The 24,044-nt window shown below is 59.6% G+C and carries 18 protein-coding genes; 10 read left to right on the top strand and 8 right to left on the bottom strand.

The genetic code is table 11. From position 1 onward, the window contains the following. Positions 1 to 178: 178 nt before the first annotated feature. The 6 genes from QQJ86_RS09580 (at position 179) to QQJ86_RS09555 (ending at position 8,066) form a co-directional block, all read left to right on the top strand. Positions 179 to 2,569, top strand: coding sequence for a TonB-dependent receptor plug domain-containing protein (locus tag QQJ86_RS09580; RefSeq protein WP_423372996.1), 2,391 nt, complete (start codon positions 179 to 181; stop codon positions 2,567 to 2,569). A gap of 299 nt (positions 2,570 to 2,868) precedes the next feature. Continuing rightward, on the top strand, positions 2,869 to 4,449 hold the full coding sequence (locus QQJ86_RS09575) for a flavin monoamine oxidase family protein (RefSeq protein WP_284320711.1): 1,581 nt from the start codon (positions 2,869 to 2,871) through the stop codon (positions 4,447 to 4,449). After that, complete coding sequence (locus QQJ86_RS09570; RefSeq protein ID WP_284320710.1) at positions 4,446 to 4,880, top strand: c-type cytochrome; 435 nt, start codon at positions 4,446 to 4,448, stop codon at positions 4,878 to 4,880. Before QQJ86_RS09575 ends, QQJ86_RS09570 begins: the two co-directional genes overlap by 4 nt. Before the next feature lie 16 nt (positions 4,881 to 4,896). Beyond that, on the top strand, positions 4,897 to 5,394 hold the full coding sequence (locus tag QQJ86_RS09565) for a RidA family protein (protein ID WP_284320709.1): 498 nt from the start codon (positions 4,897 to 4,899) through the stop codon (positions 5,392 to 5,394). 251 nt (positions 5,395 to 5,645) lie between these two features. Then, positions 5,646 to 7,034: a siroheme synthase CysG gene (cysG, locus tag QQJ86_RS09560; RefSeq protein WP_284320708.1), complete on the top strand. Its 1,389-nt coding sequence runs from the start codon at positions 5,646 to 5,648 to the stop codon at positions 7,032 to 7,034. A gap of 174 nt (positions 7,035 to 7,208) precedes the next feature. Further along, on the top strand, positions 7,209 to 8,066 hold the full coding sequence (locus QQJ86_RS09555; protein WP_284320707.1) for a uroporphyrinogen-III synthase: 858 nt from the start codon (positions 7,209 to 7,211) through the stop codon (positions 8,064 to 8,066). Between the two features lie 108 nt (positions 8,067 to 8,174). Here the strand turns inward: QQJ86_RS09555 and QQJ86_RS09550 are convergent, their stop codons facing one another. From QQJ86_RS09550 to QQJ86_RS09520, 7 genes are all read right to left on the bottom strand, one after another. After that, positions 8,175 to 10,880, bottom strand: a complete 2,706-nt coding sequence (locus QQJ86_RS09550; RefSeq protein ID WP_284320706.1) for a nitrate reductase — start codon at positions 10,878 to 10,880, stop codon at positions 8,175 to 8,177. 139 nt (positions 10,881 to 11,019) lie between these two features. Continuing rightward, positions 11,020 to 12,252, bottom strand: a complete 1,233-nt coding sequence (locus QQJ86_RS09545) for an NAD(P)/FAD-dependent oxidoreductase (RefSeq protein WP_284320705.1) — start codon at positions 12,250 to 12,252, stop codon at positions 11,020 to 11,022. Then, positions 12,249 to 12,599: a nitrite reductase small subunit NirD gene (nirD, locus tag QQJ86_RS09540; protein ID WP_284320704.1), complete on the bottom strand. Its 351-nt coding sequence runs from the start codon at positions 12,597 to 12,599 to the stop codon at positions 12,249 to 12,251. Before nirD ends, QQJ86_RS09545 begins: the two co-directional genes overlap by 4 nt. A gap of 4 nt (positions 12,600 to 12,603) precedes the next feature. Further along, entirely contained in the window at positions 12,604 to 15,168 is a 2,565-nt protein-coding gene (nirB, locus tag QQJ86_RS09535; RefSeq protein ID WP_284320703.1) for a nitrite reductase large subunit NirB, read from the bottom strand. A gap of 19 nt (positions 15,169 to 15,187) precedes the next feature. Beyond that, positions 15,188 to 16,534 (bottom strand): MFS transporter, encoded by a 1,347-nt coding sequence (locus tag QQJ86_RS09530; RefSeq protein ID WP_284320702.1) that lies wholly within the window; start codon positions 16,532 to 16,534, stop codon positions 15,188 to 15,190. Between the two features lie 380 nt (positions 16,535 to 16,914). Then, the gene (locus tag QQJ86_RS09525; protein WP_284320701.1) at positions 16,915 to 17,334 is read right to left on the bottom strand and encodes a helix-turn-helix domain-containing protein; all 420 of its coding nucleotides are present in this window, start codon (positions 17,332 to 17,334) and stop codon (positions 16,915 to 16,917) included. Further along, positions 17,325 to 17,609: a type II toxin-antitoxin system HigB family toxin gene (locus QQJ86_RS09520; protein ID WP_284320700.1), complete on the bottom strand. Its 285-nt coding sequence runs from the start codon at positions 17,607 to 17,609 to the stop codon at positions 17,325 to 17,327. The genes QQJ86_RS09525 and QQJ86_RS09520 overlap by 10 nt, the downstream gene beginning before the upstream one ends. Positions 17,610 to 17,783: 174 nt before the next feature. Here QQJ86_RS09520 and QQJ86_RS09515 point away from each other — a divergent pair, with 174 nt between their 5' ends. The 3 genes from QQJ86_RS09515 to QQJ86_RS09505 are packed head-to-tail and all read left to right on the top strand — an operon-like array spanning position 17,784 to position 19,334. Then, positions 17,784 to 18,311, top strand: a complete 528-nt coding sequence (locus QQJ86_RS09515; RefSeq protein WP_284320699.1) for a GNAT family N-acetyltransferase — start codon at positions 17,784 to 17,786, stop codon at positions 18,309 to 18,311. Beyond that, complete coding sequence (locus QQJ86_RS09510; protein ID WP_284320698.1) at positions 18,304 to 18,867, top strand: helix-turn-helix domain-containing protein; 564 nt, start codon at positions 18,304 to 18,306, stop codon at positions 18,865 to 18,867. The genes QQJ86_RS09515 and QQJ86_RS09510 overlap by 8 nt, the downstream gene beginning before the upstream one ends. Positions 18,868 to 18,878: 11 nt before the next feature. Next, complete coding sequence (locus QQJ86_RS09505) at positions 18,879 to 19,334, top strand: GNAT family N-acetyltransferase (RefSeq protein ID WP_284320697.1); 456 nt, start codon at positions 18,879 to 18,881, stop codon at positions 19,332 to 19,334. Positions 19,335 to 19,526: 192 nt separating this feature from the next. On the opposite strand, the gene QQJ86_RS09500 is transcribed toward QQJ86_RS09505, so the two are convergent. Continuing rightward, on the bottom strand, positions 19,527 to 20,336 hold the full coding sequence (locus QQJ86_RS09500) for a class I SAM-dependent methyltransferase (protein ID WP_284320696.1): 810 nt from the start codon (positions 20,334 to 20,336) through the stop codon (positions 19,527 to 19,529). Between the two features lie 326 nt (positions 20,337 to 20,662). On the opposite strand from QQJ86_RS09500, the gene QQJ86_RS09495 reads away from it, so the two are divergent. Beyond that, positions 20,663 to 23,893 carry a S41 family peptidase gene (locus tag QQJ86_RS09495; protein ID WP_284320695.1) on the top strand — a complete coding sequence of 1,077 codons (3,231 nt, stop codon included), beginning with the start codon at positions 20,663 to 20,665 and terminating at the stop codon, positions 23,891 to 23,893. Positions 23,894 to 24,044 lie beyond the last annotated feature (151 nt).

The following is a 24,044-nucleotide window of genomic DNA, read 5'->3' as shown; positions in this document are numbered from 1 at the left end:
ATTGACGCGTTGCACAACGTGTCATAGCCTCAAATTGCCGCAGCTCGGGGAAATCAATGCTGCGGCGCATAAACAGAGATTTTGCATACATCCAAGTCCTTGGAGGGACACCTTTTGCTTTAAATCTTCGTGGGGAATTCAAATGAAACGACTTGCTCGACGTCCGTTGGCAGCCGCCATGCTGTCATTGTTTTCCGTAGGAATCGTATTCACCACCGCCGCCTGGGCCGATGATCCTCCCGCCGACTCATCGAGTCCCCAGAACGCCAAACAGCTCCAACAAGTAGTCGTCACCGGTACACGCGCTTCGAATCGCACCGCTGACGAATCGCTCTCTCCGATCGATATCATCTCGCCCGCCGATCTCACCTCCAGCGGCTATACCGATCTCGCCAGCGCCCTCAACACCGTATTGCCTTCGCTGGATTTCCCCCGCCCCGCCATCAACGATGGCAACGATGCGCTTCGACCCGCCTCACTGCGCGGCCTCTCGCCCGACGATGTGCTGGTGCTGGTGGATGGCAAGCGCTATCACACATCCGCGCTGGTCAATTACAACTCTTCGGTGGGCCGCGGTTCGGCGCCGGTGGATCTGAATTCCATTCCGATCTCCGCGATCGATCATATCGAAGTGTTGCGCGATGGCGCAGCCGCGCAGTACGGCTCCGACGCTATCGCGGGCGTGATCAACATCGTGCTGAAACACGGCAGCCAGGCAGGCGGGAACGACATCACCGCCAATGCCGGCATCATGGACGTGGGCGATGGCGCGAACAACGGTGTGCAGGGTTCGGTAGGCATTCCACTGGGTGGCGCCAACGGCAGCGCACCTGGCTGGATGCGCGTCGCGTGGAATTACCAGAACCAGATGAACACCAACCGCTCCGAAAATACGGACCGCGGCACCACCATCGCAGGCGCAACCAACACCACCGGCTATCCCTACGAACGCTACGGCGATCCGGCCGAAAAAACCTATCAGCTGCTACTCAACTTCGCCTACGACATCACGCCGAACATCCAGTTGTACGGCTATCTCAACGGCAGCAAGCGCGATGTCACCTCCAACGGTTATTACCGCGCCTACAACTCTGCACGCAACGTGCCGGAAATCTACCCGAACGGCTTTCTTCCGCAGATCGTCAACCACACCAACGATACGGCCTTCGTGTTCGGCGTGAAGGGCAAAACGGCGGGCGGCTGGCACTGGGATGTTTCGGCTGATTACGGCGAGAACAACCTGGTGTTCGACATCCAGGACAGCGTCAACACCAACCTGTATTACACCAAGGGCTATTCGCCCACTTACTTCCACGCCGGCACGTTCGCCAATAAAGAAGGTGTGTTGAACGTAGACCTGAGCAAGGAATTCAGCTGGGGCTTCCTGCCGAACCCGGTTACCGTCGCGTTCGGCGCGGAATACCGCAATGAAAGTTATGACATCGGTGCGGGTGATGCGGATTCCTATTTCTTCGATCCGAACACGCTCATTCCCGGCACCACCAGCCCATATGCCGGCGGCTCGCAGGTGTATCCGGGCCTGACGCCGGAAGTAGCGGGTGATTTCACTCGCTACAGCAAGGCCGCTTATGTCGATGTGGAAACCGACCTCACCGACAAATGGTCGGCCGGTGTTGCCGCGCGCTATGAGGATTACAGCGATGCCGGTTCCACGCGCTCGGGCAAGATTTCCACGCGCTACCAGCTAACGCCCACCTTCGCCCTGCGCGGCACGGTATCAAACGGTTTTCGCGCACCTTCGCTCGCCCAGCAGAACTACGAATCGGTGGTGACGCTGATCCAGAACGGCTCGCTTGCACAGATCGGCACCTATCGCACGTCCAATCCCACCGCCATCGCCTTGGGTGCAAAGCCGCTGGTTCCAGAAAAATCCGTGAACTACAGCCTCGGTGGCGTGTGGCAGCCGACCAGCAACTTCAATGCGACAGTGGATATCTACCAGATCCGCATCTGGGACCAGATCCTGTATTCCGATCAGATTCCGGTGAGTATTCCGGGCGATCAGGTGACCGGCGCGCAGTTCTTCGTCAATGGTGCTACCACACGCACACGCGGTGCGGATCTCATCACCAGCTATCACCTGGATCTGGAGAGCTGGGGCGCGCTCAACCTCACCGGCAGCGCTAACTACAACCAGACGACGATCCTGCACGTCTCCACGCCTGCGTTTGGCCGCGCCAGCCAGGGCTTGCTGACGGACGCCGCACCACGCACCAAATTCGTGCTAGCCGGCGACTGGCTGCTCCATGGTTTTGACTTCCATGCCAACGCCACGCGCTACGGCACGGTGACGCGCCTGGGCGACGACGCCAACGGCGATGAGGATCAGATCTTCTCCGCGCGATGGATCTTCGATCTGTCGGCCAGCTACAACTGGCAAGCGTGGACGTTCTCCGTGGGCGCCGACAACATCACCAACCAATATCCGACCAAGGCCTCGCTCAACAACGTGTATGAAGACCGTGCGGATGGCCTGCAGTACTCGTCGTTGTCGCCGTTCGGCTTCAACGGAAGGTATTGGTACGGGAAGGTGACGTACCGGTTCTAGCTTCTAGCTCCCTCTCCCCCAATCTTTGATCAATCACGGGGGAGAGGGCTGGGGTGAGGAGTCACGGCTTGCGGAAGAAATTTGTACCCCTTGAAGCCGTCATTCCCGCGGAAGCGGGAATCCATCTTCGCTTTTTGCATCAGAGCAAATTGGATTCCCGCTTCCGCGGGAATGACGGCCTCAAGGTTGTATAGAGCCCCTCGCAAGTTCAACCTCTCATCGGTTTCTTCTCAGCAAGAAGAGTGAGTCGCCGCCGGCTCGCGAGGTATCCGATGCAAGACGACAACTGTACGTTCTCCATGAAACGCCGCGACCTGCTGCGCATGATCGGCATGAGCGGAGGTGCAGCCGTGATGTACCAGGCGATGAGCAGCCTTGGCTTCGCGGCGGAATCCACCTTCAAAGGCCAACCGAAACTGCAAGGCGCACCGAAAAACACCTCGGTACTGATTCTGGGTGCCGGCATAGCCGGCATGGTGGCGGCTTATGAATTGCGCCAGGCCGGCTACAAGGTGCAGGTGCTCGAGTACAACCATCGTCCCGGCGGACGCAACTGGTCGCTGCGCGGTGGTGATCGTTTCACCGAATTGGGTGGCTTCTCGCAACACTGCCAGTTCGATGAAGGGTTCTATCTCAATCCTGGCCCGTGGCGTTTGCCTTATCACCACCACGGCATCCTGAGTTATTGCAAGAAGCTCGGCGTGCCGCTTGAACCGTTTGTACAGGTCAACCACAACGCCTACGTGCACAGCGCCAACGCCTTCGGCGGCAAACCGCAGCGTTACCGCGCGATCAATGCCGACTACCGTGGCCACGTCGCCGAGCTGCTCGCCAAGAGCACGCAGCAGGGCAAGCTCGATGACGCAGTGAACAAGCAAGACCAGGAAATGCTGCTCGAATCCCTGCGCGATTGGGGTGCGCTCGACAAGAACCTTGCATACAGCAGCGGTATTGCCAGCAGTAATCGGCGCGGCTTCGATAAAGACCCCGGCGGTGGCCTTTCCGCTCGCCCCATTCCTTCCAAGCCCGTCGCGCTCGACGAACTGCTCGGCTCACGCTTGTGGAGCAATCTCAGCGCCAGCGAAATCTACGAATTCCAGACCAGCCTGTTCCAGCCAGTGGGTGGCATGGGGCGCATCGGCGAAGCTTTCGGTCGCGCACTGGATGGTGTGATCCGCTATGGCGCCAAGGTCACCGCGATCCAGCAGGACGAGCATGGCGTCACCGTCAGTTACGAAGACGCCGACAAGCCCGGCAGCACCCAAAAGGTGCACGGCGATTGGTGCATCTGCACGATTCCGCTGTCGGTGCTCAGCCAGATTCCCATGAATGTCAGCGCGGCGATGACCGAAGCGATCAGCGCCGTGCCCTATGCCGCATCGGTGAAAGTTGGCCTGCAATTCAAGCGCCGCTTCTGGGAGGAAGACGAGCACATCTACGGCGGCATCACCTATACGGACCTGCCGATCGCCACCATCGGCTACCCGAGCACCGGCTTTCACAGCAGCGGCAAGGGCGTGCTGCTCGGCGCCTACATCTGGGGGCTGCATGCGTTCGAGTTCACCGCGATGACGCCAGAGCAGCGTGTGCAAAAAGCACTGGAATACGGCAGCCAGATCCATCCGCAATACGCCCGGGAATTCGAAACCGGCGTTGCGGTGGGCTGGCATCGCTCGCCCTTCACCATGGGCTGCTTTGGCCTGTGGTCGGAAGAAGCACGCGCGAAACACTACGACAACCTCTGTCAGATCGACGGGCGCATCGCGCTGGCCGGCGAACATGCCTCCTATCTGCCTGCATGGCAGGAAGGCGCCGTGACATCCGCGCTGGACGTGATCGAGCGTATCCATCAGCGCGCCGTTGCGGAGGCCCGTGCATGAAACGCAAGCATCTCCTGACGACATGCCTATGGCTTGGCCTGCTTTCGCACACTGGCGCATTGCATGCCCAGTCTTCCGACAACGCTACGCACGCGCAATCGGCGCTCGGCTTCGCCGATGGCAAGGCGGTGTTCCAACATATCTGCCAGGGCTGCCATATGCCTGATGCCAAAGGCGCAACCGGAGCCGGCACCTATCCCGCACTCGCCGGCAATCCGCGCCTGGTTTCGGCGCAATACATGGCGGCCGTGATCCTGCATGGCCGGCGCGACATGCCTTCCTTCATCCAGACCGGTGACGCCGGACCGCTGGAAAACTCCAAGCTCAGCGACGCGCAGATCGCGGATGTGGTCAACTACGTGCGCACCCACTTCGGTAACCACTATGCGGACCGCATCACCGCCCAAGAGGTTGCCGGCATGCATCCCTGACCGGAGAAAACCCACTATGCAGAAGTCAAAGTTCGTCGCTGCCCTGGCCCTGTTGCTTGCTGCACCCACGTTTGCCCACGCACAGGATGTCACCCGCTACAAGCTGCCCAACAGCAACTTCCCTATCTCCGCCGCGGTGGAAATACCGGCGGGCAAATCCCTCGTCTTCCTAAGCGGCATGGTGCCGCCGGTGGTCGATGCGAAGGCGCCGAAGGATTCCGTCGCTGCCTACGGCGACACCAAGACCCAGGCCATCGGTGTGCTCACCTCGATCCAGAAGCAATTGCAGAGCATGCACATGGACATGGGCGATGTGGTGAAAATGCAGGTGTTCCTGGTGGGTGACGAAGCGCACGGCGGACATATGGATTTCGCCGGCTTCATGGCTGGGTACACGCAGTTCTTCGGTACGAAAGAGCAGCCCAAGCTGCCGGCGCGTTCGGCGTTTCAGGTGGCTGGACTGGCGAATCCCGGGTTTCGGGTGGAGATCGAGGTGATTGCGGTACGGCCGTAAAGGCTCTACTCCCTCTCCCCTTCGGGGAGAGGGTTGGGGTGAGGGGCGGTGCTTGCCAAGATTCCCATACTCCCTCACCGTCATTCCGGCGAAGGCCGGAATGACGGTGAGGCAAAAACCACCCTTGAAGAAGAACAGATGAGTTTCGTCCACCGCCAATGCAAGCCGCTTTATTCCGCATCGTCGCAAGGCACACGCGTGCTTCCGCATTAATCTAGACGCACACGTTTGTGCACCGAGAAAACCGCATCATGGGGCTCTATCCACTGTTCGCCGATCTGACCGGGCTGCCGGTACTCGTCGTGGGTGGCGGCCACGTCGCCGAGCGCAAGACGGCCGCACTGCTCTCGGCCGGCGCAAAGGTGCGCGTGGGTGCGCCGTCGCTCACGCCCGCCCTGATGCAACAGGTTGAACAAGGCAAAATCGAACATCTCGCCGGTGCGTTCCAATCCGCATGGCTGGATGACGTATGGCTGGTCATCGCCGCCACCGACGATCACGAACTGAACGCCCGCGTCGCCGCGAACGCGGAAGATCGCCGCATTTTGGCGAACGTAGTGGACGCTCCCGCCCTATCCCGTTTCCAAGTCCCAGCGATGGTGGACCGCACGCCATTGACGGTAGCGGTTTCCACCGGCGGTGCAGCACCCGTGATTGCCCGTCGTGTGCGCGAAACACTGGAAACCGAACTCGATCACGCATTAGGTCCGCTCACCGCGCTCGCGCAGCGATACCGCACATGCATCACACAGCGATGGCCGGATATGGCCGAACGCCGCGCCTTCTACGACTGGCTGCACGACGGACCAGTGATGAACCAGTTGCGCAACGCACGTCCCGATGACGCCGAGCGGACTTTGCTGGATGCGTTGGATGCGAAAGAGCCTGTGTCGCGCAAAGGTTCGGTGCTGCTGGTCGGTGCTGGCCCTGGCGATCCTGGCTTGCTCACGCTGAATGCGTTGCGTGCACTCAACCGGGCCGACGTGATCCTGCACGACTCGCTCGTTAGCGAACCTGTGCTCGCGCTGGCACGCCGCGATGCCGAGCGTATCGACGTGGGCAAGCGATGCGGTGGGCGTCATACGCAGCAGGAACAGATTCATCAGCTGCTGCTCGAACAGGCGCAGGCAGGCCGCCTTGTAGTACGGCTGAAAGGCGGCGATCCGTTCGTGTTCGGGCGCGGTGGCGAAGAGATGGAATTTCTGCACCAGCACAGTATTCCCTGCGAAATCGTGCCCGGCATCACCGCCGCCGTGGCGTGCGCGGCTTATGCGGGCGTTCCGCTGACGCATCGCGAGCACGCACGTTCCGTACATTTACTCACCGGCCACGGCAAAGAATCGCTCGATGCGATGGATTGGCCAGCGCTAGCGCAGGATCATCAGACTTTGGCCGTCTATATGGGTGTGGCCAGGTTGGATGAATTCACACAACGCTTGCTGGAGCACGGTCGGCGGCCGGATACGCCGTTCGTCATCATCGAAAATGGCACGCTGCCACAACAGCGGATGGTGCGCGGTGTCTTGCAGGAATTGCCTGTGCTTGCCAAGGAACATGCGATTCATCCGCCAGCATTGTTGATCGTCGGGGAGGTGGCGGCGCTGGCGCACGAACATGCATGGTTTGGTGGGACACCATGAAAGTATGCGTTCCCTCACGGTCGTCATTCCCGCGAAAGCGGGAATCCATTTTTACGGATGCATCAGAGCAAAGTGGATTGACCAGCTTCGCTGTTGTAAAGCGCCTCCGCTTTCGCGGGAATGACGGCCATGAGGTAAGGTGACCCTCATAGCGCCCCGCGCGACCCTGCAGGCATGACAGACATCAACTCAGAACGCCCCCTGCAAAACCGCCGCATCGCCATTCCCGAGTCGCGCGAGCTGGATATGTTCGCGTCGCTGCTGGAACGCCGCGGTGCATCTGTCCTGCGCTGCCCGTTGGTCGACATTCGTGACACGCCAAACCCTGAGCCGGTACTCGACTGGCTGCGCGCATTCTGTGCCGGCCGCTGCGATGATCTGCTGCTGTTCACCGGCGAAGGTGTGCGACGCCTGCTGAGCTTGATCGACCATCATGCGCCGGAACTGCGCGACCGCTTCGTCACGCAACTCGGCGTCGTGCGCACTATCGCGCGCGGCCCCAAGCCCGGCCGCGTGCTGCGTGAACTTGGCTTGAAACCCACGTTGGTCGCCGACCCTGCCACCACGCCCGGCATGATCGCGTTGATGCAAACGCTCGATCTGAAAGGACGCCGCGTGGGTGTGCAGCTTTACGGCACAGAGCCGAATGCACCGCTGATGGATTTTCTCGCTACCGCCGGTGCGAATGCGCTACCCGTGTGGCCGTACGTGTATGCCGATGCGGCGGCAGATGCGGAAGTGCTGGGGCTGATCGAGTCCATGCAGCAGGGCCAGATCGATGCGATCGCCTTTACCAGCCTGCAGCAAGTGGAACGGTTGTTTCGCCTGGTGGAAGTTGATCGGTTAAAGCAGGCGCTGGCGCACACGCTAGTGGCGGCGATTGGTCCCGTAGTGGCCGATTCGCTGCGCGCGCACGGCGTTGAACCTCAAGTAGTGCCGGAAGAAAGTTATTATCTTAAGCCGTTGACACAGGCGTTGATTGAAAAACTTGCCGATGCCACCCCTCTCCCTCCGGGAGAGGGGTTGGGGTGAGGGTACGATCAGCGCGCAACGACAAAACTCGCACAAGAAGTCGTTATCACGCTCCGCCCGAACCCTCACCCCCAGCCCCTTTCCCGGAGGGAGAGGGGCGTGTCGTAATCACGCATTCACCTCCGCCCGCACTTCCGCAATCAACTGCCGCAGCTCCGGCACGCACGAGCCGCAATTGCCGCCCGCGCGCAAGGCAGCAGTGATCTGCGCTGGAGTTTCCAGGCCTTGCTTACGGATCGCATCGCAAATCGTGTTGCGCCCGACACCAAAACACGAACACACCATCGGGCCTGTCGCCGCACCGGGATCGGCGGGTTCGCCGATCAGCAGCGCCATGCGATCGGCTTCTTCCAACTGCTCTTTCAGGAACAAACCGGCGAGCCAGTTCCGCGCCGGCAGATCCGGGCGCGAGGATAAAAACACGCAAGCCTCGATGCGATCGTCGACCAAATGCGCCGCGCGATACACGCCCGTACTGCGATCCTCATATTCCAACCAATCCGCGTCCGGATCGCTTACGCCCAGCCACGCACGCGCCCAGGCACTGCATTCGGATGGCCGTTCGCGATGTGCGATCTCGTAACGACGAAAGCGATCGCCCTGGATGGACGTCCAATAGCTCAATCCATCCGGCGCCAGCAGATTGCGACTGAGTGCAAAGCCGTACCAACGCACCGGAAAGGGTTCTACGCTTACCGGCGTGTGCTTGAACTCCGGCTCGCCGGAGACCGGATCGACCACCGGATTGACCAGGCTACCCACGCGCGCGTCGGAAGCGAACTGATCGTTCCAGTGGATCGGCACGAACACATTGCCGGCGCGCATGCCGCCGCTGTGCTTCACGCGCGCCACCATACCACCCCAACGCGATTGCACGCGTGCCAGCTCACCTTCACGCACACCGCAACGAAGCGCGTCGTGCGGATGCATGTCAACAAACGGTTCGGGAATATGACCCGTCAGGCGCGGCGCTTTGCCGGTGCGCGTCATGGTGTGCCACTGATCGCGCACGCGGCCGGTGTTTAGCACCAGCGGGTATTCACGGTCGGTGGCGTGTACGGGCATGCGTGCCGGCGTCGTCACAAAACGCGCGCGACCGTTTGCGCGTGAAAACCCGCCATTCGCAAACAGGCGTGTCGCGCCTTCGCCATTCGCTACGACCGGCCATTGCACCGGCCTTAACTCGTCGTAAGCGCTGCGATCCAGGTTTGCCAGTCCTTCGAGATTGAGCAGACGCCGTGCAGCGAGCGCATCATTCCCCTGCACTTCGTGATTGCGATAGGTAGTCAGCCGCGCATGCTCGGCAAATACCGCGTGCACGTCGTCGAACTGAAATCCTTCCGCAAAGCCCATCCGCTGCGCCACATCGCACACGATGCGCCAATCCGCGCGCGCCTCCTCCGGCGCGGGCAGAAACGTGCGCTGGCGCGAAATACGCCGCTCGGAGTTGGTAACGGTGCCGTCCTTCTCGCCCCAACCCAGCGCGGGCAGCAAGGCATGCGCGTACGCGTTGGTATCGGTCTGCGCGACGATGTCGGAGCTCACCACCCACTCGCAACCTGCCAGCGCCCGCTTCACGCGATCCGCATCGGGCAGGCTCACCACTGGATTGGTGGCCATGATCCACAACGCTTTCACCTTGCCCTCGCCGATGGCGTCGAACAGGTCCACGGCTTTCAAACCCGCACGTTCGGCGATGCGCGGCGATTGCCAGAACGTTTGCACGATCTGGCGATGCACCGGATTTTCCAGCTCCATATGCGCCGCCAGCATGTTCGCCAGCCCGCCGACTTCACGGCCACCCATCGCATTGGGTTGACCTGTCAACGAGAATGGCCCCATACCCGGCTTGCCGATGCGCCCGGTGAGCAAATGGCAGTTGATGATGCTGTTGACCTTGTCGGTGCCGCTGGAGGATTGGTTCACGCCCTGCGAGAACAGCGTGACAGTGCGCTCGCAACGTGCAAACAAGCGGTAGAAATTCAAAAGATCGGTCAGCTGTACACCGCAGATGCGCGCCACCTCGGCTGGATCACCGGCATCGGCCTGCGCTGCTGCCAGCGCCTGCGCGAAGCCTTCGGTATGTGCTTCCACGAAACGCGCATCCATTGCGCCGTGCTGGAACAGAAACGCCAAAAGGCCATTGAACAGCCACACATCCGTGCCCGGCTTCACTGGCAAGTGCAGGTCGGCCGATTCACACGTTGCCGTGTGACGCGGATCGATCACCACGATGCGTGGCGGCGCACCGCTTTCCTTTGCCTTGGCGATGCGCTGGTACACGATGGGATGGCACCACGCTGTATTCGAGCCCACCAGCACGATCAGCTCGGCCTGCTCCAAATCTTCGTAGCAACCCGGCACCACGTCTTCGCCGAACGCGCGCTTGTGGCCGGCCACGGCGGACGACATGCACAGGCGTGAGTTGGTGTCGATGTTGGCGGTGCCGATGTAGCCCTTGGCCAGCTTGTTGACGACGTAGTAGTCCTCGGTGAGCAATTGGCCGGATACGTAGAACGCCACGGCATCGGGGCCGTGCTGATCGATGACGCGGCGGAAACCTTCGGCCACGCGATCCAATGCGTCATCCCAACTCGCGCGGCGTAATGTGCCATCCGATGCGCGCAGCATGGGGTGCAGCAGGCGGCCACGCAGATCAACCGTTTCGCCGAGGGCCGATCCCTTTACGCACAGGCGGCCGTGGTTGGCGTGATGCTGTGTGTCGCCTTCCACGTGCACGGAGCCGTCGGCGTTGGCGCGGGCCAGTACGCCGCAACCTACACCGCAATAGGGGCAGGTGGTGGCGACGGTCATGGCCTGATGCCCTTGAAGTCTCCATGTTCTCGGCCGTCATTCCCGCGAAAGCGGGAATCCATCTTCGCTTTGGACTCCAGAGCAAATGGATTCCCGCTTTCGCGGGAATGACGGCCAGTTGGCGGAAGCCGTACCAAGCTCATGCCGCCACCTCCGCTTGCTGGCAATAATGCTTGCCAAACAAAATGCGATCGCGGATCGGCGTGATGTCCGTACCATTCTGGATCAGCTCGAAATACCAGCCACCATCCTTCACATCGCCGTACAACACGGCGCCGATGATCTGGTTGTCCTTCAACACGAGCCGCTTATAGATGCCGCGGCGCGGATCGCGCAGCACCAGATCCTCCGTACCATCACCACCGATGAAATCGCCGGCGGAATAAAGATCGATACCCGTCACCTTGAGCTTGGTGGCGGTACGAGTGAAGCGATAGCGACGATGCCCAATGCGCGCCAGATGCGAAGCACACACACGTGCCTGTTCCCATACCGGCGCCACCAAACCGAATGTGAGGCGACGATGCTGCACGCATTCGCCCACGGCGTAGATATGCGGATCATAGGTCTGCAAGGTGTCGTCGACCACGATGCCGCGATCGCAGTGCAATCCACAAGACTTTGCCAACGCGATATCCGGACGTACGCCCACTGCCATCACCACCAGATCGGCATCAATACGAGCACCGTCAGCCAGCTCGATGCCCTGCACACGTCCATCGCCATACAGCGCCTTCGTCTGCGCACCCAGCAGCACGTTCAAACCGCGCCCTTTGAGATTGTGCGAAAGCAACCGCGACGCATCGGCATTGAGTTGCTGCTCCATCAGCACATCAATGCGATGAAGCAGTGTCACCTGCATGCCGCGACGTAAAAGGCCGTTGGCAGCTTCGATGCCGAGCAGACCACCACCGATCACGGCAGCATGCTTATAAGTGCTGGCGGCGTGCAGCATCTGTTCGACATCGTCGATGCCGCGAAAGCCAATCACGCCTGGCAGATCCGCACCTGGCAAGGGAAGAATGAAAGGCTGCGAGCCCGTGGCAATCAGCAGACGGTCATAAGCCACCTCCACGCCCTTGCGCGAATGTACTCGCCGACGGCGCCGATCGATGGCAACCACCGGATCGCCGGCATGCAGCGTAATGTCATTTTCCGCGTACCACTCCGGCGTATTGAGCATGATCTCGTCGGCGCTCTTTTCGCCGCTCAACAGCATCGAAAGAAGGATGCGGTTGTAGTTGCCGTAGGGCTCCGCACCGAACACTGTGATGTCGTACAAGCCGGGCGCAAGCTGCAGCAGCTCCTCCACTGTGCGCATGCCGGCCATGCCATTGCCGATAACGACCAGCCTAGGCCGCGATGCGCTCATCGTGCGGGTTGCCCCAGCAGTATGTGATCGCCTTGCAATTGCACCTTCCAGGCACGCACGGAATGTTCCGGTGCTTCAAGGCATTCGCCAGTACGTAAATCGAAGTGCTGTTTGTAGATCGGCGATGCAACCACGACACGCTCGCCCAGACTGCCAATCAGTCCGCGCGACAGCACATAGGCGTCTGCGTTCGGATCGAAATTGTCGATCGCGTAAAGTTCGTGCTCGCCAATCCGGAACACGGCCACCTGCTCGTCATCGACCAGCGCGCACACGCCCGTGTTGGGCACGATGTCTTCCAAATCGCACACGAGTGTCCAGCCGTTCGTCGTCACCACATCTTCCATCGCTTTACTCCGTCACGACGCTGGCGGGAATGCGCCGGCTGCGTTTTTCTTCCGACGTCGCCGGGCGGATTTGACCGCGTTCCGCGACGAACACTACGTTGCTATCTGGTGCATGGCTGTTGACGAAGTGCTGGAAGCGCTTGCGCGTTTGCGGATCGGCCACCGCTTTTTTCCATTCGCATTCGTAGGTGTCGATGACGAGCTGCATCTCCGCTTCGAGCTCGTCCGCCAACCCCAACTTGTCGTGCACGATCACGTCCTTGAGGTAATCCAGGCCGCCCTCCAAGTTGTCGCGCCACACGCTGGTGCGCTGCAGGCGATCGGCGGTGCGGATGTAGAACATCAGGAAGCGGTCGATGTACTTGATGAGCGTCGGCGTATCGAGATCACCCGCAAGCAGCTCGGCATGGCGTGGCTTCATACCGCCGTTGCCGCATACGTACAGGTTCCAGCCTTTTTCGGTGGCAATCACGCCCACGTCCTTGCCCTGCGCTTCGGCGCATTCGCGTGTGCAGCCGGACACGGCCATTTTCAATTTGTGCGGCGAACGCAGGCCCTTGTAGCGATTTTCCAAGTCGATCGCAGCGCCTACCGAATCCTGCACGCCGTAACGGCACCACGTGGAACCTACGCAGGATTTCACCGTACGTAGCGACTTCCCGTAAGCATGGCCGGATTCAAAGCCGGCGGCGATCAGTTCTTCCCAGATCAGCGGCAACTGCTCCAGCCGCGCACCGAACATGTCCACGCGCTGCCCGCCGGTGATCTTGGTGTAGAGACTGTATTTCTTCGCAATCGCGCCCACGGCGATCAAACCATCCGGCGTGACTTCACCACCTGGCATGCGTGGCACTACCGAGTACGTGCCGTCCTTCTGGATGTTGGCGAGGAAGTAATCATTGGAATCCTGCAGCGAGGCATGCTCTTTCTGCAGCACGAATTCGTTCCAGCAGGAAGCGAGAATGCTGGCCGCCACTGGTTTGCAGATATCACAGCCAAGACCTTTGCCATGGCGGGCGAGCAGTTCGTCGAAGTGCTTGATGCGCTCCACGCGTACCAGGTGATACAACTCCTGCCGCGAAAAAGCGAAGTGCTCGCACAGGTGGTTGTTCACCGCCAGGCCCTGGCGCTTCATTTCCGCCTTCATGATCTGCGTGACCAATGGTACGCAGCCACCGCAGGTGGTGCCGGCCTTGGTGACAGCTTTCAACTCACCAATGGACGTCGCACCGGCGCACACTGCATCGCAAAGCTGTCCTTTGGAGACGTTGTTGCACGAGCAGATCTGCGCGGAAACCGGCAGCGCATCCACGCCCAGCCCTGGTTTAGCGTTGCCGTCCGGCGTGGGCAGGATCAGGAATTCCGGTGATTCCGGCAGCTCGATGCCATTGAGCATCATCTGCAGCAGAGTGCCGTATTCGCTGGCATCACCCACCAGCACGCCACCGAGCAACTGCTTGCCGTCGCCCGACACCACCAGCTTCTTGTAGACCTGCCGGCGCTCGTCGCTGAACTGATAGCTGCGGCTACCCGGCGTGGTGCCGTGCGCATCGCCGAGACTGGCTACATCCACGCCCATCAGCTTCAACTTGGTGGACATGTCGGCGCCGACGAATTCCGGCAGTTGCAACGCTTGCTTGCGTTCAAGCAGTGCGCACAAGTGCGCAGCCACTACGCGCGCCATGTCGTAGCCCGGCGCGACCAAACCGAATGTCTTGCCGCCCCAATATGCGCATTCGCCGATGGCGTAGACGTCCCAATCGCGCGTGCGGCAATAGTTGTCAACGTGAATGCCACCGCGTTCGCCGACGCCCAGTTCGCACTGGCGCGCCAACTCATCGCGCGGGCGAATGCCGGCGGAGAACACGATCATGTCGGTATCGAGATAGCTGCCGTCGGCAAACTTCATGCGCTGATGCGCACTGTCGCCGTCGATGATTTCCACCGTGCTTTTGCCGGTGTGGACGGTAACGCCGAGTTCCTCGATCTTCCGCCGCAGAACCTGGCCGCCGATATCGTCCACCTGTACGGCCATCAGGCGCGGCGCGAATTCCACTACGTGTGTTTCCAAACCCAAATCGCGCAATGCCTTCGCGCACTCAAGGCCAAGCAGGCCGCCGCCGACCACTACGCCAACCTTGGAACGCTTGCCCCACTCCTGCATGGCGAGCAGATCGTCGATGGTGCGATACACGAAACAGCCGGAACGTTCATTGCCGGGAATGGGCGGAACGAACGGTTTCGAACCGGTGGCGAACACCACCTTGTCGTAAGTGAGCACTTCGCCGTCGGCGGTGGTGACGCGCTTCTGTTGGCGATCGATGTGCGTCGCCTGCGCAGCAAGGCGCAGTTGTATGCCTGGCTGATCGAAGAAGCCAGGCTTGACCAGCGAGAGATCGTCAGCACTCTTGCCGCTGAAGAATTCCGACAGGTGAACACGGTCGTAAGCAGGTCGGCTTTCTTCGCACAGCACTGTGATTTCCAGTCCGGGCGGCTGGCGTTCCATCAGTTCTTCCAGCAGCTTGTGCCCAACCATGCCGTTGCCGATCACGAGCAGTTTCATTGTCATATGCCGCACCTCACCCGCTTTACGCAGCGACCGACGTCACCGCCGGTTGCGCCTGATTCAAACCCAATGCCTCGCGATAAAGCTGTTCTTCGCGTGCCGTGTGCTCGGCACTGAAACGCACAGCGAGTGCGCACAAGGAACCGGCGATCACGAAACCGCCGAGCAAAGCAAAGGTGTGCTGCACTGAGCCGGTGCTCTTGAGAAGAAAGCCCGCGGCCACCGCTCCGACATTGCCACCCGCACCGATGACGCCGGCCACACCGCCCAGCGCCTTGCGGTCGATAAACGGCACCAACGCATACGTGGAACCACAGGCCATGTGCGTGAACAGTCCGAAGACGATCATGGCCGTCACAGCTAACCCTGCCGCCTGCGCACTGGAAAACCACAGCAAGCCCAACCCTTCGCCGAGCATCAGCGCGCCGAGCAGCCAACTGCGCGCCACCAGCCCGTGTTTGCGCGCAAGACGATCGGATGCGATGCCGCCCAGCGCGCGGGCAAACAACGCGAGCAAACCGAAACTGCCGGCAGCCAATCCCGCATGCTGCAAATCCATACCGAAACGGTCGACGTAATAGCTCGCCGCTACGCCATGCACGAACAACTCGATGCCGAAACAACCCGCATAGGTGACGAACAACATCCACACGCGGTAGTTGCTTATCGCGGCGAGGAATACGCTCCAGCCACCTGCTTTGCCGACATCGAGCGCCACGCCTTGCGCACGCAAGTCGCGGTAATCGCCCCGCGGACAATCCTGACCATAACGCCAATACAAAACGGCAACGATCAGCATCGACACGCCCGGCACGAACATCGCGGCACGCCAGCCCAGATCGTGCTGCACGCCCAATGCGATCACGGCCGCCAACAACCATGGCATGACCGATTGCGCTACGCCGCCACCTGCATTGCCCCAACCGGCCGCGGCGGCATTCGCGGTGCCCACCACGTTCGGCGCGAACATCACTGACGTGTGGTATTGCGTAATGACGAAACCCGCGCCGGCGATGCCGATCGCCAGACGGAAGAACAGAAACGATGCATAGCTATGTGCAAAGGCGATACCGAACACAGGTACCGCGCCGAGCACGAGCAGCCATGTATACGTGCGTCGCGGTCCGAAGCGATCGCACAGCGGCCCGACGATCAGCCGTCCAAACACTGTCACCGCCACGGCGGCGATGCTGATGTTGGCGAGCTGATCCTTGCTCAGATGAAATTCGCCTTTGATCAGCGGCATCAACGGCGCCACCGCGAACCAGGCGAAGAAGCAGACGAAAAACGCCAGCCAGCTCAAATGAAACGCACGCATTTGTGGCGTGCGCAGCCGAAATAAATCGATCCGCGTAGCTTTGCTCGACATGCCCTACCCCGCTGAAGACTTGCCCCGCATGGCGGCCCGTCCGTCGCGCGAAAACGCCGATCAGCAGGCCTTGATGGATGACGCGCTGCATCATTTGTGCCAGGGGTTTAACTTGCTAATTTCTCGGGATTTTTATGCAGAAATTGCGCATAGAAGCTGATCATCGCGCACCAGCCAAGGGCTAATAGCCCCTGCTTTGCACCGTTGCGGTGCAGCAATTGAGCGAGACCGGTACAGCCGGCAGCCGCGGCAACTCTCCCGGTACGTCCTCGGTGAGGGACCGGTCTGTGGCCCCGGATGGCGCGGCCTCAGTCGCCCGTGAAATCCGAAATCAACAACTCGTTCTTTCAGTTCGGCGTCAATGCAAAGATGGCGGCGCGCTAGAAGAAAGCCGCAGGGCTGATACCGAAGCGAACTGACAGATCTCGAATGTGATCCACGGTCAAACTGCGCTTACCAGCAAGAATCTCGGAAACCACACTCTGGCGACCGATTTCCGGCAACTGGTTCTGCTTGAGACCGTGCTGCTCCATCAGAAAGCGAAGAACCTGCACACCGTTCACTTTGGGCAGGGGGTAACGTCGCTGGTCATAGGCGTAAATGAGGTCGCTGATGGTCATGAACAACGAATGGTTCGGATGCGCTTCATCCATCGCACCCATCTCAAGCAGCTCATCGGCAACACGGGTGGCGTCTTCATAGTCCCGATCGTTGGCGATATGGCCAATGTGAGCGGCCCCCCGGAATTTGTCCCAGGCCTTTGCAATGGAGGTGATGGCGAGTTGTGCGTTCATTTCCATTTGCCTTTGTCGTATTCGGCATGAGTCAAGACGTGTTTGATGTAGCAGATTTGCTGGACAAAACTGATTCCGACCACAATGCGGTAACGGTTGCCGCGAATATCGAAGATGTACTTGTCCTCATAGATATCAACGGAGTTGAACGTCTTTCTCAGATCATTGAAGCCTTGGAAATCGCCGCTCTCAATCAATTTCCGCCAGATCTGAAGAGGCTCATCTGCATCAGGATGTTCTTGGGCAAACTCGACCAGCCGCCTGTTAGTGATGACTCGCATCTTGTACATCCTTGTGCTCGCGCACCCAATTTATCGCAATTTGCGATATTTTCAATAGCAATTTGCGATATTCACCCTGGAGTGATCATAAGGGTAATCCGCTTGCAGGGTCGGATCAGTCGTGCAACCATCCACTATAGTGAACGTTAATATCCTATAGTGAACGATCAGGCCATGCTCATCCGAGACGCAAACTCATGTGATGTCGAAGGCATCACAGCGATCTACAACGACGCCGTCTTGCACACCACGGCCATCTGGAACGAGCAGACCGTTGACACCACCAACCGAGCGTCATGGCTCGCCGATCGGAACAAAGCCGGCTATCCGGTGCTGGTGGCCGTGAACGACGCAGGCGACGTGCTCGGATATGCCTCGTTCGGCGATTGGCGCGCATGGGATGGTTATCGGCATACCGCGGAACATTCGATCTATGTGCGCGCCGATCAGCGCGGCCAAGGCATTGGCGAGGCGTTGCTGCTCGCGTTGGTCGAACGTGCACGCAGCAGCGATAAGCACGTGCTGGTGGCAGGCATCGAAGCAAAAAATGAAGCGTCGATCCGCCTTCACCACAAACTCGGTTTCGAACAAGCCGGCTATTTGAAGCAGGTGGGCACCAAGTTCGGCCGGTGGCTGGATCTGGTTTTTCTGCAAATAGTCCTCGACGCCCGCAGTGCGCCGGAAGGAGAACACCATGGCTGAGACATTGGATATCGATGCAAGCCTGGCGCGGCGGCTTCGGCTAGAGCGCGAGGCACGCGGCTGGTCATTGGCGGACGTTGCAGAACGTTCGGGCGTCTCTAAAACCATGATCAGCAAGATCGAGCGCGCCGAGGTCAGCGCGACTGCTGCATTGCTTGTGCGTCTTGCTTCTGCTTTTGGTCTCACGCTTGCCGGTCTGCTTGTTCGCGCCGAGGGCCATGCGGGGCGCGTCTCGCGTGCTGCAGATCAACCGCAATGGACCGATCCGGAAACCGGCTATGTTCGGCGACAGGTGCTTGCCATCCCCGATCATCCGCTCGAACTGGCTGAAATCGAACTACCACCAGCCGGCAGCGTGAACTTTCCCGCGCATAGCTTCGCGCTTATCCGCCAGGCGGTCTGGGTCCGGTCAGGCTCGCTCACCATCACCGAAGGCGGAGAACGGCATCGCCTCCATCCAGGAGACTGCCTGGCTTTTGGTGCGCCGTCCGACGTCACTTTCGCCAACGAAACCAACAAACCGTGCCGCTATGTAGTGGCGCTGTATCGGCAGTAGGAGGGAAATGCATGGATATTCGTGTAGACGATCTTTCCAGCACCGCGACACACTCGCTTTTGCATCTGCACTTAGCGGGAATGCACTCGAATTCACCACCGGGGCATGTCTTCGCACTCGATCTGTCTGGCTTGAAATCCGCCGACGTGACGGTGTGGAGTGTGTGGAACGGTGACGACATCTGCGGCATCGGGGCGCTGAAACAACTCGATGCAAACTCGGGGGAAATAAAGTCGATGCGCACGCATCCGAATTACCTTCGACGTGGCGTGGCGGCAGCGCTGCTGGAACACATCATCGAAGAAGCCCAAGCACGCGGCTTTCACCGCCTAAGTCTGGAAACAGGCAGCGGTCCGGCCTTCGAACCTGCACTTGCTCTCTATCGGCGACACGGCTTCATCAATGGTGAAGCCTTTTCGGACTATCAAAAGAGCGACTTCAATCAGTTTCTGCATCTGAAACTTTAGGGGCCTCTGATCAACGCCTGCGTACATCGCAGCGTCGTGATGATCTTCTTCCAACTTATGCCGATGTCAGTTTCCTGATCGCCGATTGCGTGGCGCTCACCATGAAGCGCCACGACAGCCGGATGAGCGACAAATCCGCCCGAGTGTGGATTCGCCCATTCAATAGGCGATTGGGCACACCTTCCGGCTCGATCACGGATCAGTCTTTGATGAATGCATCGGCTTGCGGAACTTCAGCACAAACTTATCGGTGTGCCCTTTTATTTCCGGCGCGAACACCGACTTGTCATGTCCGTCCTGTGGATTGCTGAGCAATTCACTCTGTGCTTCCAGCACGAAACCCGCCGCCTTCGCTTGCGCAATGACCACGGCCGGATCGATGCGGTGCAATGTATGCGCATCCTGTTCGCCAGAACCGGGTTTGGCCACGTGATCGATCACGATAAAGACACCGCCCGGTTTCAGCGCCTTGAATACAGCAGCATCAAGTTTGCCCGCCTGTTCCGGGCCCGTGCTTCCATCGACGCTGAAGACACTGACGGCGCCGTAGACATCGTGGTAATTCTGCGACGTCCATACGACGTCCAAAGGTGCGCCGACATCGAGCCGATCATAGGGTCGGATATCGAGACGGGTGTTGCCGCTATAGGCAGGATCGGCAACCAGCGCATGAATGGACTTGAGTCGCTCCGGTGGCGCCTTGGCGGCATAGACCTCTGGAACGATGGCATACACGTGACCTTTGGCCCCGACCACCTTGCTGAAGATGCGGGTGAAATAGCCACCGCCCGGCATCACGTCAGCAACGTTGTCACCCGGCTTGATGCCGGCGAACGCGATCAATGCTGCCGGCTTGCGATCGTTGTCGAGCTGTTTGTCCGCAGCAGGGCGCGCGCTGTCGGAAACAGCGTCCGTCACATAGGCAGGTTGGGATGCGGTCTGGGCATGCAACAGGGTTGCGGTGCCGAGAAAGAGAAAAGCAAGCGCTGAAGATTTGTTCATACGCTGTCATGGCTCCATCTAGCAAATGTAAAAGCTTTTTTGCTCGTCATCCCCGCGTACGCGGGGATGACGACACCGCGGTATTAATCAAAGCATCCGTAGAGACTAGTCCCTACGTTGTGCGTGTAAAGGCCGCGACTGCTTATTTCAGACATTGCAATTTGAAATGGCTGCACTTAGCCGAGCTGTCCATCAAACAACCCTGATGGACGCACCATCATTTAAAAAGACGATCGCAGAAATACCGCGACGCTGCTGTGAACCGGCACAACAGCTCATTACTATGCCCCACCGGGTTTCGCCCATCGAAAACGTAGGACAGTTGCATGAATGGAAGTTGGTGGATAGGGCGAATCTCTGCGATCGTCTTGGCACTCCTGTTTTCAACAATATCGCCGCCAGCCAACACTGAGGATGCACCCAAGACCATCGATGCACCGCTATGGTTGCGTTACCCCGCCATCTCGCCGGATGGCAAGACCATCGCCTTCATCTTCCACGGACACTTGTTTACCGTGCCGAGCAGCGGCGGTATAGCGAAAGCGCTGACATCGGGGACATCACATGAAACGGCGCCTGTGTGGTCGCCGAACGGCAAGAGCATTGCTTTCGCCTCCGACCTGCATGGCAACTATGACGTCTACGTGATCGATGCGGACGGCGGAGCGCAAAAGCGCCTGACCGCTTATTCCGCTGATGACATCCCGACCGCGTTCACACCCGATGGCCAATCGGTGTTGTTCAGTTCCCATCGCACTGACACCCGCACGAGCGCCAAATACCCGGCCAACTTTCTGCCCGAGTTGTATCAGGTGCCTGTGGCGGAAGGACTGTCACCGACGCTTGTACTGAGCACGCCTGCACTCGGCGCGCATTACGACCGCTCAGGGCAACATCTGCTCTATGAAGATGTGAAGGGGGTTGAGGACATCTGGCGCAAGCACGAAACCTTCGCCAATGCCCACAAGCTGTTTGTCTACGACGTGCGCAAAAACAGCTTCACGCAGCTTCCTGGTTACCAAGGAGAAAATCGCAATCCGCAATGGGCGCCGGATCAAACGTCGATCTTCTTTCTCAGCGAACAGAGCGGATCGTTCAACGTCTGGCGGCAAGCGCTCGCAAAGGGAGCGGCTGCCAAACAAATCACTCACTTCACCAAGAATCCGGTTCGCTTCCTTACCGTTGCCGACGATGGAACGTTGTGCTTTGGTTTCGATGGCGAGATCTACACTTTGCCTGCGGGATCAACGCTGCCGGTCAAACTATCGGTGGCGGTGCCTTCCGGCGATACGCGCCAGACCAACACGACGCTCCACCTGAAATCCGATGCCACTGAAATGGCGTTGAGCCCGACCGGGCGGGAGATGGCCTTCATCGTCCGTGGTGACGTCTATGTAGTCTCCACCGAAACCGGTGCCACGCGACGCATCACCAACACGCCAGCACAGGAACGCGGGATCGCTTTCAGTCCTGATGGGCGACACCTTGCTTTTGCTGCGGAGTACGGCCGGCCGTGGTCGCTTTACGAGGCGTCCCTTGGTAAACCAGAAGACACCGGCTTTGTCGGCGCCTCGGCGATCGATATCCATCCGTTGCTCGAAAACGATAAGGACAATCAGCAACCGCGTTATTCGCCCGACGGCAAGGAAGTGGCGTTCCTCGAAAACCGCGCCACGTTGAAGGTGTTGAATCTGGCGACAAAGACGACACGATTGATCTTGCCGGGCGACGTCAACTACTCGGTGGAAGATGGCGACCAATGGTTCGACTGGTCGCCGGACGGAAAGCGCTTTCTGGTCAACTTCCTTGACCTCAATCGCTGGTCACGCAAGGCTGGTTTGATCGATGCTTCCGGTCGCGGAACGCTGCTCAACCTCGCCGCAAGCGGGTTCGAGGAGATCAAGCCACGCTGGTCGCCGGATGGCCGTGCGCTGATCTGGATCAGCGACAAATTCGGCCTGCATGGTGCAGGCTACGACGCTGATTTCGATGGCGACGTGTTGGAGATGTTTCTGTCCCAGAATGCCTTTGACCGGTTCAACCTGTCGAGCGCCGAGGCCAAGACCACACCTGCGCCAACAAATCACCCGGCTGAAAGTCTGGAACTTGAAGATCGGGACGATCGGACGGTGCGGCTCACGCTTGGCTCCTCCAACGTGGTCGACGCACAGCTCACGCCCGATGGCGAGCAGCTGATCTATGCCGCACGCGGAGCGACCAGCGTTGAACTCTGGTCATTGACACCACGCGATAAAAATCTGCACAGACTAGCCTCGGTCAGCGCCAAGCCCGGAGACGATGCACCGGTGAGCGTGTCTCTAACCAGTGATGGCAAGACGGCTTATCTACTAGCGACCGGCAAGACTACGCGCGTGAACATCGCCTCCGACACCGTCACGCCCGTCGCCTTTGATGCTGAAAAGCAGATCGATGGCATGGCCGAACGCGCCTGGCTTTTCGATCATGTTTGGCGACTGGAGAAAGCCAAGTTCTTCGACGCCGAGATGAATGGGGTCGACTGGGACTACTATCGCACCGTCTACAGTCGCTTCCTGCCATTCATCGACAACGACGAAGACTTCGCCGAGATGTGCAGCGAGATGGTGGGTGAACTCAATGCCAGCCATTTGGGATGTCGATACAAACGAGAGTCATCTGACGAGACTGCGGCGCTCGGTGCGTTCTACGATCCCGACTATCACGGGCCGGGCCTGAAGATTCAGGAAGTCATCGAGAAAGGTCCGCTGTCGGGAGCAGCGATCGCTCCAGGCACGATTATCGAACGCATCGATGCGCAAGCGATCCCGGCAGGCTGCGACCCGAGCTTGGTGCTGAATCACAAGGCCGGCAAGCGAATCGTTGTTGACCTGATCGATCCAATGACTCAGCAACGGCGACAGATCACCGTCAAGCCGATCACGCTCGCCGAGGAACAAGACCTGCTTTACGCACGCTGGGTCAAGCACCAGCGCGAAGAAGTGGATCGGCTGAGCGGTGGTCAAGTTGGCTACGTGCACCTCAAAGCCATGAACAACCGCGCGTACCGCGATATGTTCGACGATGTCTTCGGCCGCGATGGCGACAAACCAGCGCTACTGATTGACACCCGCTACAACCATGGCGGCCACATGCGCGACGACTTGATCACGCTGTTGAGCGGCAAGCGCTACTTGCACTACGTACCGCGCGGTCGCTCGATTGGCTGGGACCCGGTGGCACCGGTCGGCAAATGGGCAGGCAAGACCACCCTGCTCGTCAACGAAGACAATTATTCCGACGGCCACCTCTTCCCTTGGGTCTACCAGCACCTGCAACTCGGCAAACTCGTCGGCATGCCTGTTCCGGGCACCGGAACCTCGGCATTCAGAGAAACAGAACAGAATCCGCGGATCACCATCGGCGTGCCACACGGCGCGGTGGAAGACACCAACAGCATCGTCATGGAGCGGGTGCAGATCGAGCCCGATATTCGCGTCGCCAATAACCCTGCGTCGCTCGCCAAGGGCCAGGATCTTCAGCTTGAACGTGCCGTGCAGCTGCTGAAAGACGGGAAATGACGCGCTCGTAGGCTGGGCTGTTTTCAGCATCCATTGCCGGGATGACACCCCAGCCTATGTATGGACTCGCCCCCTTCGTCAACCGCTTTTTTCATCCCCGAATGCCGGCTGCATCTATGTATGAGGCCTCACCAAGGTGGCAAGGTGTGCC

It is taken from the genome of Dyella acidisoli, assembly GCF_030160295.1.
Lineage (GTDB): Bacteria > Pseudomonadota > Gammaproteobacteria > Xanthomonadales > Rhodanobacteraceae > Dyella_B > Dyella_B acidisoli.
The sequence above is the reverse complement of the archived record's forward strand: the minus strand, read 5'-3'. Positions and strand labels throughout refer to the sequence as shown.

Excerpts from the sequence above, each read along its gene's own strand:
- QQJ86_RS09495 (WP_284320695.1), top strand. The coding sequence starts at position 20,663 with ATGAATGGAAGTTGGTGGATAGGGCGAATCTCTGCGATCGTCTTGGCA.
- nirB (WP_284320703.1), bottom strand. The coding sequence starts at position 15,168 with ATGACAATGAAACTGCTCGTGATCGGCAACGGCATGGTTGGGCACAAG.
- nirD (WP_284320704.1), bottom strand. The coding sequence starts at position 12,599 with ATGGAAGATGTGGTGACGACGAACGGCTGGACACTCGTGTGCGATTTG.
- QQJ86_RS09545 (WP_284320705.1), bottom strand. The coding sequence starts at position 12,252 with ATGAGCGCATCGCGGCCTAGGCTGGTCGTTATCGGCAATGGCATGGCC.
- QQJ86_RS09505 (WP_284320697.1), top strand. The coding sequence starts at position 18,879 with ATGGATATTCGTGTAGACGATCTTTCCAGCACCGCGACACACTCGCTT.
- QQJ86_RS09570 (WP_284320710.1), top strand. The coding sequence starts at position 4,446 with ATGAAACGCAAGCATCTCCTGACGACATGCCTATGGCTTGGCCTGCTT.
- QQJ86_RS09525 (WP_284320701.1), bottom strand. The coding sequence starts at position 17,334 with ATGGAAATGAACGCACAACTCGCCATCACCTCCATTGCAAAGGCCTGG.
- QQJ86_RS09515 (WP_284320699.1), top strand. The coding sequence starts at position 17,784 with ATGCTCATCCGAGACGCAAACTCATGTGATGTCGAAGGCATCACAGCG.
- QQJ86_RS09510 (WP_284320698.1), top strand. The coding sequence starts at position 18,304 with ATGGCTGAGACATTGGATATCGATGCAAGCCTGGCGCGGCGGCTTCGG.
- QQJ86_RS09500 (WP_284320696.1), bottom strand. The coding sequence starts at position 20,336 with ATGAACAAATCTTCAGCGCTTGCTTTTCTCTTTCTCGGCACCGCAACC.
- QQJ86_RS09555 (WP_284320707.1), top strand. The coding sequence starts at position 7,209 with ATGACAGACATCAACTCAGAACGCCCCCTGCAAAACCGCCGCATCGCC.
- QQJ86_RS09550 (WP_284320706.1), bottom strand. The coding sequence starts at position 10,880 with ATGACCGTCGCCACCACCTGCCCCTATTGCGGTGTAGGTTGCGGCGTA.
- QQJ86_RS09520 (WP_284320700.1), bottom strand. The coding sequence starts at position 17,609 with ATGCGAGTCATCACTAACAGGCGGCTGGTCGAGTTTGCCCAAGAACAT.
- QQJ86_RS09565 (WP_284320709.1), top strand. The coding sequence starts at position 4,897 with ATGCAGAAGTCAAAGTTCGTCGCTGCCCTGGCCCTGTTGCTTGCTGCA.
- QQJ86_RS09575 (WP_284320711.1), top strand. The coding sequence starts at position 2,869 with ATGAAACGCCGCGACCTGCTGCGCATGATCGGCATGAGCGGAGGTGCA.
- cysG (WP_284320708.1), top strand. The coding sequence starts at position 5,646 with ATGGGGCTCTATCCACTGTTCGCCGATCTGACCGGGCTGCCGGTACTC.
- QQJ86_RS09530 (WP_284320702.1), bottom strand. The coding sequence starts at position 16,534 with ATGTCGAGCAAAGCTACGCGGATCGATTTATTTCGGCTGCGCACGCCA.
- QQJ86_RS09580 (WP_423372996.1), top strand. The coding sequence starts at position 179 with ATGCTGTCATTGTTTTCCGTAGGAATCGTATTCACCACCGCCGCCTGG.